This window comes from Leifsonia sp. Leaf264 (assembly GCF_001422325.1).
Lineage (GTDB): Bacteria > Actinomycetota > Actinomycetes > Actinomycetales > Microbacteriaceae > Orlajensenia.
Map to the genome: position 1 here is coordinate 251,179 of NZ_LMMR01000005.1, position 10,071 is coordinate 261,249.

General features: G+C 64.5%; 14 protein-coding genes. 2 read left to right on the forward strand and 12 right to left on the reverse strand.

What is annotated here, in order from left to right:
• Positions 1–27: 27 nt before the first annotated feature.
• From ASF30_RS10415 to ASF30_RS10470, 12 genes are all read right to left on the reverse strand, one after another.
• Positions 28–591 (reverse strand): hypothetical protein, encoded by a 564-nt coding sequence (locus ASF30_RS10415; RefSeq protein WP_055905752.1) that lies wholly within the window; start codon positions 589–591, stop codon positions 28–30.
• A 62-nt stretch (positions 592–653) separates the two neighbouring features.
• Positions 654–1,181, reverse strand: coding sequence for a hypothetical protein (locus ASF30_RS10420; RefSeq protein ID WP_055905755.1), 528 nt, complete (start codon positions 1,179–1,181; stop codon positions 654–656).
• On the reverse strand, positions 1,181–1,621 hold the full coding sequence (locus ASF30_RS10425) for a hypothetical protein (protein WP_055905758.1): 441 nt from the start codon (positions 1,619–1,621) through the stop codon (positions 1,181–1,183). Before ASF30_RS10425 ends, ASF30_RS10420 begins: the two co-directional genes overlap by 1 nt.
• Positions 1,621–2,409, reverse strand: a complete 789-nt coding sequence (locus ASF30_RS10430; RefSeq protein WP_157497193.1) for an ImmA/IrrE family metallo-endopeptidase — start codon at positions 2,407–2,409, stop codon at positions 1,621–1,623. Before ASF30_RS10430 ends, ASF30_RS10425 begins: the two co-directional genes overlap by 1 nt.
• Before the next feature lie 17 nt (positions 2,410–2,426).
• Positions 2,427–2,630 carry a hypothetical protein gene (locus ASF30_RS10435; RefSeq protein WP_055905764.1) on the reverse strand — a complete coding sequence of 68 codons (204 nt, stop codon included), beginning with the start codon at positions 2,628–2,630 and terminating at the stop codon, positions 2,427–2,429.
• A gap of 136 nt (positions 2,631–2,766) precedes the next feature.
• Positions 2,767–3,174, reverse strand: a complete 408-nt coding sequence (locus ASF30_RS10440; protein WP_055905767.1) for a hypothetical protein — start codon at positions 3,172–3,174, stop codon at positions 2,767–2,769.
• The gene (locus tag ASF30_RS10445; protein WP_055905770.1) at positions 3,174–3,476 is read right to left on the reverse strand and encodes a hypothetical protein; all 303 of its coding nucleotides are present in this window, start codon (positions 3,474–3,476) and stop codon (positions 3,174–3,176) included. Before ASF30_RS10445 ends, ASF30_RS10440 begins: the two co-directional genes overlap by 1 nt.
• Positions 3,473–3,790: a hypothetical protein gene (locus tag ASF30_RS10450; RefSeq protein ID WP_055905773.1), complete on the reverse strand. Its 318-nt coding sequence runs from the start codon at positions 3,788–3,790 to the stop codon at positions 3,473–3,475. The genes ASF30_RS10445 and ASF30_RS10450 overlap by 4 nt, the downstream gene beginning before the upstream one ends.
• Positions 3,787–4,320 carry a hypothetical protein gene (locus tag ASF30_RS10455; RefSeq protein ID WP_055905777.1) on the reverse strand — a complete coding sequence of 178 codons (534 nt, stop codon included), beginning with the start codon at positions 4,318–4,320 and terminating at the stop codon, positions 3,787–3,789. The genes ASF30_RS10450 and ASF30_RS10455 overlap by 4 nt, the downstream gene beginning before the upstream one ends.
• 16 nt (positions 4,321–4,336) lie before the next feature.
• Positions 4,337–4,543, reverse strand: a complete 207-nt coding sequence (locus tag ASF30_RS10460) for a hypothetical protein (RefSeq protein WP_055905781.1) — start codon at positions 4,541–4,543, stop codon at positions 4,337–4,339.
• Positions 4,540–5,082, reverse strand: coding sequence for a hypothetical protein (locus tag ASF30_RS10465; protein WP_055905784.1), 543 nt, complete (start codon positions 5,080–5,082; stop codon positions 4,540–4,542). The genes ASF30_RS10460 and ASF30_RS10465 overlap by 4 nt, the downstream gene beginning before the upstream one ends.
• Positions 5,083–5,164: 82 nt before the next feature.
• Positions 5,165–6,619, reverse strand: coding sequence for a hypothetical protein (locus ASF30_RS10470; protein WP_055905787.1), 1,455 nt, complete (start codon positions 6,617–6,619; stop codon positions 5,165–5,167).
• 135 nt (positions 6,620–6,754) lie between these two features.
• On the opposite strand from ASF30_RS10470, the gene ASF30_RS10475 reads away from it, so the two are divergent.
• Positions 6,755–7,243 (forward strand): hypothetical protein, encoded by a 489-nt coding sequence (locus ASF30_RS10475; protein ID WP_055905790.1) that lies wholly within the window; start codon positions 6,755–6,757, stop codon positions 7,241–7,243.
• Between the two features lie 314 nt (positions 7,244–7,557).
• Positions 7,558–10,053, forward strand: coding sequence for an endo-1,3-alpha-glucanase family glycosylhydrolase (locus tag ASF30_RS10480; RefSeq protein ID WP_055905793.1), 2,496 nt, complete (start codon positions 7,558–7,560; stop codon positions 10,051–10,053).
• Positions 10,054–10,071 lie beyond the last annotated feature (18 nt).

Here is a 10,071-nt window from a genome sequence, read left to right on the forward strand (position 1 = left end):
CATGTGCGGTTGCCGGCTGGACTGCAGTCACGGTTCGATGATTTCGATCCGGCAGTCGTACACCAGGTCGGTGTCCCAGATCGGGGTGCCGTCGAGGATGGTGTCGGCGAGCTCCAACGCGGCTGTGTGGATGTGGGATCCGACGTCGTGACGGTGGTTCTTCAGGTCGGTGGCGGCTGCTTTCATGATCTCCAGCAGCACCGGTGCGGTGCGCTGCAGTGTGGCGAGCAGGATGCCGTGGGTGAAGTCGAGGGAGCCGACAGTGCCGAACTCCGGGTGGATGCCGCCGTCGGTGACGAGGTTGTTGTCTCCGCTGACGAGGTCGTAGGTGTTCTCGACGAAGATCTCACGGTCGTCGTTGTCTTCATCGACTTCGTCATCGAGCTCGTCCTCGTCTTCGACGAGGCTCTTCGCCGCGTCCATCTCAGCGATCGACCATGGGCCCGGATCGGTGAAGTCAAGCAGGAACTCGAGCGTCTTGATCGCCTCACCGATGCGTTCGACCGGGGTGAGCTCCTCCGTCGGAATGTGGGCGAGGGAGGACTCGTCGCCGTCGGCGACGGCGACTGTGAAGTATTCGATGTCAGGCACAGGCTTTCCAATCGGTGGTGTCGCCTGTGAGCCATGTGGCGAGGTCGCTTGCCGGCTGCAGGTCAGCTCGACCGGTCAGCGATGGCGGCCAGCGCGGCGACGGCCGCCTTCTCGGCGATCATCCGTGACAGTTGATCCCGGCGGTCGGTGAATGATCTCCAGTCGCCGTTCCGGTAGAGCTCCTGCTCGTCGGCCGGCCAGTCGGCGACATGGTTGCTCTCGCGGATGAGGGTGCCGACCTCGCCAAGGATCGCGTCCGCGACCGCTTTGATCCGCTCGTCAGTCTCCGCGTCGTTGAACGTCACGGCGAGGTTGTGGATTTGGGCGGCGTGGCTGAACTCTCGGGCGAACGCCGGGCTGGCGCCGCGCACGGCGACGGTGCTTGGTCGTACCAGCCTCAGAAGATTCGCGAGCTCGTCGGCGAACTCGTTTGTGACGGTCTCGTTCTCGGACGCGTCGATGACCACAGTCCCGCCGAGCATTGACTTCGCCCAGGATGTGTCCTTGTCCTGGAAGGTCGCGCGGACGAGCTCGCGGCTGCCGGCGAGCTGCGGGATGATGATGTTCCAGCTGCTCGGGATGTCGCTCATCAGTGCTTGTACCCGGTGATGGTGAACGGTTCCACGGGCAGGAACACGTACACGGATGCGATGTGGTCCTTCTCCCAGTCGTGGTTCGCTGCGGAGTCGAAGTCGAACTCGAACCCGTGGTCTTCCCCGTTCGGATCGATCGACGTGTCGGGATACTTGGCGATCGACGTCCAGTACTTGAACCCGAACAGGCGGCCGTCCGACTTGCGGCGGATGACGGCCATGACGTCGAGGCCTTGGTAGAAGTCGGCGTTCGGGTCGGCCAGGAAGTACCCGGTCGGCTTGACGACGTCGAACAGCTCCAGGAACCCGGCTGCGGCCTCAGGGATCTCGGAGTACTCCAGCATCTCGTTGATGACCTCGACGGCGAGCTTGTCGCAGATGACCACCCGGTCGTCTTCGACGATCAGGTGGTTCTTCGGGATGGTGTTGGTGAACATCAGACGGTCTCCTCCGTGGTGTTGGTGAGTTCGAGGACCTGGGCTTGAATGTCCGCCATCTTCGGGCTGACGTCGAACTGGGCTGCCACCTTCACGATGTCGCCGCCAGTACGCTGCCAAGCGTCGGTGAACGGGTCGACCGGCATCAGGAGAGCGGCGGCGAACACGTTCGCCTGCACCGTCTTCCGACCTTTCAGGCCGTGCGGAAGCATCAACTTCCCCGTCCAGATCCTGTCCGGGTCGTGAACTGCGGGAATCTTCTCGGTGCGGCCGCCGACAGCCAGGTAGTGCAGACAGTAGTGGCCGATCGCCCGAGCGATGTCGAACCTGGTGCGGCGGTTCGACTGGATGGTGTGGATGTGCACGGTGAAGGTGCCGTCCTCCTCGACTTCGAGGTACCAGCGGCCGTCGTCACGGGTGTACACACCGCCCATGTTCCCCAGCAGGTGGGAAAGAAGAGCTGAACCGCTCTCGTCGTAGGCGTTGTTGTCAGCGCCGAACTTCCGGGCGGCGAGGCGGATGCCGTCGAAGTGGTTCAGGGAGGTGAGCAGCTGCTCGTGGGTGACCATGACGCCGGCTGCGGCCCACAGGCGCTTCAGCTCATCGCTGAGGGTGTCAGCGGCGACCTCGATGCCGAGCTTGTAGGCGGCGGTGATCGGGTCGTCGTGTCCGCGCATGTCAACGCTGTGGTCTGCTGCACGGGCGGCCAGGTTGTGGAGGATGTCCTGTGCGCGGCTGATGCCGTCCACCTGGTCGAACAGGCGGGCGTGAGATTCGGGGGTGTCCATGTAGGACGTGACCTCGGTCAACGGGTGGCCTGCAGGTCGTGGAGGACTTCCACCTGCACAGGGGTCGACGGGGCGAACATCCGCTCGAACATCTGGTGCATCTGCGTGCCGATCAGGGCCGCGGTCTGCGAGTCCACCGGGGTGTCGCGGCGGGCTGGGATGCGGTCGAACATGTACAGGGCCGCCTGGGTGGCGAGCACGTCCTTCGGGTACTGAGGCATGAGGGTGGTCCTTTCGTCACACCCTTCATGCGCGGACCGACGAAGTTTCGGCTCAGCGGCGCAGAGGATACGTCCAGGCTTTTTCAATCGCACGCCGTTATCATTCCGATTGAAAACCGGTCGAAGTTGAAAACGGCTACGCGGCGGCGATCGGCGCCTGGTCGGTGATCTCCCACGCGCGAGCTTCGACCGCGAACTTCGGCCCGTTCTTGACAGTGAAGATGAGGACGTCGTCGACGATCTCGAACCCATCCACGTATGCGAGGAGCTCACGGAAGTACTCCGGCGGTACCGGCTTCTCCCGCCCGTGCACCGGGTTGACCTCCGAGGCGAGCTTCAGCTCGTGGCGCTTGTAGTAGGTGTACTCGTCCTTCGGTACTGCGTCCCACTTGATCTTGAACTGCGGGTCCCACCCCTTCATCTGGCGGAAGATCTGAACGATCGTCCCGATAGTCCGGTCGGCGAGCTTCCCGTCGATCGTGCGGGAGGCGACGACGCGGTCGCCGACGGACAGCCTGTCGTAGTAGCTGAGGTCTCTGGACATCAGGCGGCCTTCCGTTTCGTTGGGAGTTTCCGGACTGGGCGGCCTTCGATGATGGCGTCGCCGATCTCATCGAGGACAGGTCCGTCGAGGTGGTAGATGCGGCCGGCGTCTTTCGCGCGGGCGATTACCTTCCGGACAATCGAGCTGTCGTCGGATGTGAGGGTGCGGCCCTTCCGGTCGTCCTCCAGTTTGCGGAGCGCGCTGAACAGCACGGTCTCCTGCTTCTCGGTGGCGTTCGCGCAGGCGTCGCCGATGGCGTCGAGGACCGCGCGCCATTCCACGTTCGTGAGGTTCTGAGTCATCGGTCGTCCCGGTCCTGCTTCGGGCCGATCTTGTATGCGGCTCGGTTGATTCGGTACTCCATGATCTCGGTGGGGTGGCCGGACCAGCGGAGCTCGTCAGCGGCGAGCAGGTCTGCTTCGTCGAGGGTGTCCACGAACTCCTGGGAGCCGGGCACGCCGACAACCCCGACGGAGAAGGTGATGCGGGTGTCTGCCGGGTCGACGATGAACCCGGCTTCGGTGAGGATGCGGGCGACGTTCTCGTAGCCCACGCCGTTCGCTCCGAGGGTGGAGTCGGCGACAGCGTCGCGGATTGCGGTGGCAAGCTCGTTCATACGGTCCCCCAGTCGGTGAGAGCTGCGGTGCGGCGGTTCCGGAGTGCCGTCTCGACATGCGGGGTGGTGGGGATGGTCATCTCCACCTCCACACGGAACGGAGCGAACCGCTTCACGGGCGGGGTGAACTTGTAGCCGTTGTTGGCGGTGTGGTCGTTCTCGTCGTCCTGCTTGACGGCGCCGGCGAGCGGGTTCTGGTCGCCCAGGCCGTAGAAGTTCGCACCGGTCAGCCAGCCGTAGAACTTGACGTTCCGTCCCAGGGCGGAGTGGAACGTCAGGTCCTGGAAGGTGTACTGGGCGACCTTCACGGTGTCGCCTTCGACGTCGCAGGCGAACTCATGCCACACGGTGATCGCGGACAGTTCCGGTTGGGACGGGTGGATGGACAGTTCACCGCCGAAGATCACAGCGACGTCGGTGCCGTGCTCAGCACGGCCGTCAGGTGCGCGGCGGATGACGATCTCGACGAGTCCGCGTCCGTCGGCGACGTTGAACTCCAGGTCGCCTTCGAGGTCAGGGTAGTAAGTCACAGTGGTTCTCCTTCGATCAGCACATGTCGTTGATGGCGCGCTGGCGTTCACGGTCGACGGCGCGGGCGCGAGCCCGGTCCTCCCGGTACATGAGCTTCAGCTGCTTCTTCAGGTGACGAGGGATGGGCTTCCCTGAGAATGCGATCCCCCGGATGGTCTCGGCGGTCGTGGAGATGAGCTCGTCGAGGTTGTCGTTGGTCAGGTCTGCGTAGAGGTCCTTCATCGCGTGACTCCCGTCCCGGACGTGGGGAGGTACTTGGCGGCGTCAGCGACGAGGCGAGCGGCGCGGTCGCGGTACTTCGCGACCACAGCTGCGGAGTCGCCGTCCGGGTTGCGCTTCGCGGCAGCCACCCATGCGGACCAGTCGCGCGTCTCACCGCTGGAGTCCGAGTACATCCGCTGGGCGAGCTCCTCAACGGTCAGCGCCTGCTGCGGTGCAGGCGTCACAGCCCGAGCAGCGATCCCGACGTCGATGGTCGCTCCGACATAGGCGGCGACAGCCTCCAACGCCTTGTCGAACCCGTCGCCACCGTCGTAACCGTCGAACTCGGGGACGTTGATCATGACGGAAGTGACAGCGTCCATGACGAGACGACGCTGCAGCTGGTCGACAGCATCCTCCGGGGTCATGTTCAGCAGCGGCTTCAGCTGCTCCATCTCCTCCGCGGACGCGGTCGGGGCGACACGCAACTGCCAAGCGCGGATCAGTGCCAGGGTCGCAAGCAAGCCGTCAATCTCAGCGGCCGGTGCATCGTTGGTCATGGGGTCTCCTTCTTCCACCACCAACATGCGCGGATGAGAACGAAACCGGTCAAGATCGAGGGGACTGGCCGGTCAGCGATCGCTAGCGGATCGTCCAGGCTTGGTTCTTCATGTTGAACCATGTCGTTTGGTCGACCGTGGACCCGATACCGAAACCGATTTGACCGGCCCACGGAGTCAGGTTCACGGGGAACAGCGTGGTCCCAGACACGACCACGCTGTTGCCAGTCGGGGTAGCCCACACGTCAGCGGTCTTCGGGAAGAACTGCTGCGTGACGGTCGGCTGCTCGCTGGTCAGGTAGTCGGTCGAACCGTCTGCGTTGCGGATGATCGCCAGCCAGCCCTGCTTCCGGGTGGTGAAGTAGGTCGGCAGGTAGAAGGTCTTCACGCCACCGATGACGTCCATGTGGTATCCGACGTTCACCGTGACGGCGTCAAGGTCGATGGTGGTCATCGCGGCGCCGTAGTTGACGCTGCCGAGGGTGATCCGCATGCCGGCGGTGTTCGCTGGCGATTTGATTGCGACGGGGCCTCCGATGCGCGCCCACTGGCCGGCGGTAGACACCGTGTCGGTTCCAGTCAGCTGGGTGCTGATGACGGTGCCGGAGGCGTTGACGAACTGAACTGAAATGCGAAGGTTGGTGGCGAAGCTGGCGCGGGCCATAGCCGACACGGTGTACTGGACCCCGACCGCGGCGGGGATCACCTTTCCGGTGCCGGCACCATCCAGCGTCATCACCTTGGAAACCTGCAGCGATCCTGCTGTGTTCTGAGTGGCGCGGATGTAGGAGCCGCCGTCGGGGGCATCCGCAGCGGTAACTCGCGTGATTGGGGCTCCCGTGACAAGGGGGAACCGGGCAGCCCCGGTGGTCTCATTCTCGAAGGACCCGTCCACGACGAGGTTGGAGAAGTCAGCGTCAGGGCTGATGAGAAGCTTCGCAGCTTCACCAGTTGCGAGGACAGGCTTGCCGTAGGCCGCCTCGATCGCGGAGATCGAGTTGCTGGGGACTCCGTTCGCTGTCTGGAAGGCGGCTTCCGCCTCGGCGATCTTCTGCGCCGAGGTGAGCACGGTCGCCGGCGGGACGACGGGCGGGACGGTGATGCTGACGCCGGGGAGTTTGTTGAAGGTGACGGGGACGGACACGCACGGGTTGGTGGGGACTGCGTCGCCGGTGTGGAACTTCTTGACGGTTTTGTCGTCGCTGGATGTCCAGAAGATGGTTCCGGTGTTGGAGAGGACCGCGGCGAGGTAGCAGGCTCCGTTGGGGTCGGTTTCGACGGCGGCTCGGGTCTTGGAGACGATGCCGTCGGCGTCGAGGGCGTCGGTGTTGACGTACCGGTCGGAGCTCATCTTCGATGCGGCTTGGGCGGTGACGACGGTTCGGAGTGAGGTTCGCGCTTCCTGGTCTTGGGTCCAGGGGACGACGGCGGAGACGGTGATGGTGGCTGCGCCGGTGATGATGGAGAGGACGAGGACGCCGACCATGACGGAGGCGAGGTCGAATGCTGCGCGGATGTTTCGGGTGATGGATGGCATGCTGAAGCTGATTTCGGGTAGACGGCTGTCGGGTGGCGGCCGATCTCAGGACATGTGGCGCAGAACCTCTGTTTTCAGCTGTTACTCAGGGGTCACACAGGGTCTGGTGTCGGTGCAGCACGCCAGACTCAGGGCATGGACTGGACACGGGCAGGGCTGGAACGGGCTGGATTCGACGGGTGGGTCCGGTTCGCAGACCTTCCAGACGCGGGTGTCCCTGCCGGGCCCGGTGTGTACGTCATCGTCCGACCGACGGACGCGGAGCCGACCTTCACGCCGACCAGCACGTCCGCATGGCACAAGAAGCGCGACCCGGTCGTGGCCGTCAGCAGGCTGGAGAAGAACTGGGTCCCGGGCAGCCAGGTTCTCTACATCGGGAAGGCCGACATTGGAACCGCCGGCGACCGCGGTCTCGCCCAGCGGCTGAAGGAGTACCGGCTGCACGGCACCGGGAAGTCAGGCCATCACGGCGGACGGTTCATCTGGCAGCTCGCCGACGCGGGCGAACTGCTCGTCGCATGGATGGAGACACCCGGCCGTCCACCTCGAACCGTGGAGAAGCAACTGATCGCCGACTTCAAAGCCCAGTTCGGGGCGCGGCCGTTCGCGAACCTGACCGGTTGAAATAACGATCGACCGGCACCTCGACCTCAGCTCGCACTCGCGGCTGAGGCTCTTTATGTTTCTGCCACATGGCCTCCGTGTACTCGAACCATGGAGGAAACATGCCGTTGGCCAAACACCGCCGCAGGACCACAAGTGCTGGGGTGGCGTTAACGGCGCTGGCTGTCACTGCCTGCCTGATCGCATCCGCCACACCCGCAGTAGCAGCAACTGCGCCGCCAGCCCCTGCGGTAACGGCAGCTGCAGTTCGCACTGAGATCACCCTCGCCCCAACCGAAGTTGCGTGGACCACCACCCGAACCCCGGACACCGTCATGGCCGCCGGCAGCTACATCTCCTTCACCAACGGCGCAGACCGCGCCTACTTGAAGTTCGACACCAGGACCATCGGCAACGGCAAGGTAGTAGCAGCGTCTCTCGACCTGCTCGGCCGCACCACCCAGGCGACACAGCCGGGCGTGCAGGTGTTCCCGGTTCCCGCCACCTGGTCGGCGAAGACACTGACGGACAGCAACCGCCCCGCCGACCCTGCCGCAGCGCTGAACACCGAACTGGTGAAGACGATCCCCGGCGCCCGGGTCACCGTCCCGCTCACCGACCTCACCAAGTTCACGAACACGGACACCGCGTTCGTTCTCCGGTACTCGCAGCCGTACGTCGGGACCACCGTCACCTCCACCGCTGCCGACCCGATCCGGTTGAAGCTGACGGTGGAAACCCCCGCACCGGTCGTCGTCCCGCCCACACCAGCGCCAGCGCCGACCATCGGTACGCTCCCGTTCGCCCCTGCCGGCGCCATCGACACCAGCAAGAAGGTGTTCGCGCACTACTTCCCGCCGTACCCGGTGTCGTTGGACAACCAGGCTCCTGCCGCCGACTACTACACCCGCAACTACCTGAATCCGGCCGGGAAGTCCGGGAAGCACGCCGCTTACGGCGGTCTGCTCCGCGACCGGCCCCTCGGACGGACACCGGTCGCCGGGAACTACCAGCTGGCTGATCTGACCACGGAGGTGAAGCAGGCCACCGACGCCGGCTTGGACGGGTTCACCGTCGATGTTCTCTCCTTCTCCGGCCGGAACTGGGACATCACCAAGGGGCTGCTCGAGGCGGCGAAAACACAGCCGTCCTTCACGATCGTCCCGAACCTGGACATGAACTCCAGCTCCGGGAAGTCCGACCTGGGGACCGTCGCTGCGAAGCTCGACGAGCTGTTCGATTCACCGTCGTCGTACACCCTCGCAGATGGCCGAAAGGTGCTGTCGACGTTCAAGGCCGAAGGGCAGACGGTGGACTGGTGGACGCAACTGGAAGCGAAGCTGGACACCGAATACCACCACAAAGTGGCGTTGATCGCTGTCCTCTTGGACGCATCCACGACCAACATGACGAAGTTCGCACCCATCAGCTACGGGCTCGGCGACTGGGGCACCCGAAACCTCGACGGTGTCATCGCCCGCTCTGACCGTGCCGCGGTCGCGCACCAGCTCGGGGTGAAATGGATGCCGGGCATCGGTGTGCAGGACATCCGACCGAACCAGAGTGTGTACGCCGAGTCGGTCGGCACCGCCACACTGCGGGAGAACTGGCGCCGCGCCATCATCGAGAAGGCAGACCTGGTGCAGCTCGCCACCTGGAACGACTACTCCGAGAACACATCCTTCGCCCCGTCGATGAACCACGGCACCGCGTTCCTCGACATCAACGCCTACCAGATGCTGCAGTTCAAAACCGGCGCCGGCCCGTCCATCGGGCAGGAGCGGGTGTACGTCACCCACCGGGTCCAGCCGTACGCCGCGCAGCCGACCGGAGGGCAGACGAAACTGACCGCCCCTACCCTCGGCGGATCCAAAACCCAGCCGGTAGACATCGTCGAAGTGCAGACGTACCTGAACACCGCATCAGCTGTCACCGTCACCGTCGGCAACACCGTGCACACGTACACGGCACCGGCCGGAGCCACCATCAAAACGTTCCCGCTCGTTGCCGGCACAGTGAAAGCTGTCGCCGTTCACGGTTACACGACGATCACTGCGGCAAGCCCGTACATGGTCACAGCGCAGCCTGTCATCCAGGACCTGTCTTACCGGGCGGTCACCGGCACCCCAGTCGTCGACATCGCAGCTGAAGCGAAGGACAAGACGGCCGCCGAGGCAGCAGCGAAAGCCGCAGCGGAGAAGGCGGCAGCGGAGAAGGCTGCCGCTGAGGCTAAGGCTGCCGCGGATGCCGCCGCCAAAGCTGCTGCCGAGAAGAAGGCAGCTGATGCGAAAGCAGCTGCTGACGCCGCAGCCAAGAAAGCCGCAGCAGAGAAAGCAGCTGCTGACGCCGCAGCCAAGAAAGCCGCAGCAGAGAAAGCAGCCGCTGACGCCGCAGCGAAGAAGTCCGCAGCTGAAAAGTCCGCAGCCATCACCGCGGCGGCCACTGCCACGAAGAACGGAGCGGCCGCCTACTCCAAGTACGGGACCACCGCCACACCGGCGACCGTCACCACATGGAAAGCCGCTAACACGAAGCTCACCGCAACGGTGAAGACCGGAACCACCGCCCAGATCGCCGCAGCCACCAAGACACTGAACGACCAGACCGCGCTCCTCAACAAGTCAGGAGCGGCGATCGCTGCAGCGAAGACCGCGGTGGCCAACGCACCGAAGACAGTGAAAGCCCACCCGAAAGCGACCACGGCGCAGAAGACCGCGGTGACGAGGGCTGTGTCTGCTTTGAACGTCGGCGTCTCCAGGAAGTACGCCCCCGAGCAGCTCACTCCGCTGCAGAAAGCGCTGGCGACGGCTGTGGCGAAGCTGACTCGCTGACGCCTCCTGGATGTGCGA

What these genes read in the sequence shown, in the direction of transcription:
- ASF30_RS10420 (WP_055905755.1), bottom strand. Translation starts at nt 1,181, where the DNA reads ATGAGCGACATCCCGAGCAGCTGGAACATCATCATCCCGCAGCTCGCC.
- ASF30_RS10425 (WP_055905758.1), bottom strand. Translation starts at nt 1,621, where the DNA reads ATGTTCACCAACACCATCCCGAAGAACCACCTGATCGTCGAAGACGAC.
- ASF30_RS10430 (WP_157497193.1), bottom strand. Translation starts at nt 2,409, where the DNA reads ATGGACACCCCCGAATCTCACGCCCGCCTGTTCGACCAGGTGGACGGC.
- ASF30_RS10435 (WP_055905764.1), bottom strand. Translation starts at nt 2,630, where the DNA reads ATGCCTCAGTACCCGAAGGACGTGCTCGCCACCCAGGCGGCCCTGTAC.
- ASF30_RS10440 (WP_055905767.1), bottom strand. Translation starts at nt 3,174, where the DNA reads ATGTCCAGAGACCTCAGCTACTACGACAGGCTGTCCGTCGGCGACCGC.
- ASF30_RS10445 (WP_055905770.1), bottom strand. Translation starts at nt 3,476, where the DNA reads ATGACTCAGAACCTCACGAACGTGGAATGGCGCGCGGTCCTCGACGCC.
- ASF30_RS10450 (WP_055905773.1), bottom strand. Translation starts at nt 3,790, where the DNA reads ATGAACGAGCTTGCCACCGCAATCCGCGACGCTGTCGCCGACTCCACC.
- ASF30_RS10460 (WP_055905781.1), bottom strand. Translation starts at nt 4,543, where the DNA reads ATGAAGGACCTCTACGCAGACCTGACCAACGACAACCTCGACGAGCTC.
- ASF30_RS10465 (WP_055905784.1), bottom strand. Translation starts at nt 5,082, where the DNA reads ATGACCAACGATGCACCGGCCGCTGAGATTGACGGCTTGCTTGCGACC.
- ASF30_RS10470 (WP_055905787.1), bottom strand. Translation starts at nt 6,619, where the DNA reads ATGCCATCCATCACCCGAAACATCCGCGCAGCATTCGACCTCGCCTCC.
- ASF30_RS10475 (WP_055905790.1), top strand. Translation starts at nt 6,755, where the DNA reads ATGGACTGGACACGGGCAGGGCTGGAACGGGCTGGATTCGACGGGTGG.
- ASF30_RS10480 (WP_055905793.1), top strand. Translation starts at nt 7,558, where the DNA reads ATGGCCGCCGGCAGCTACATCTCCTTCACCAACGGCGCAGACCGCGCC.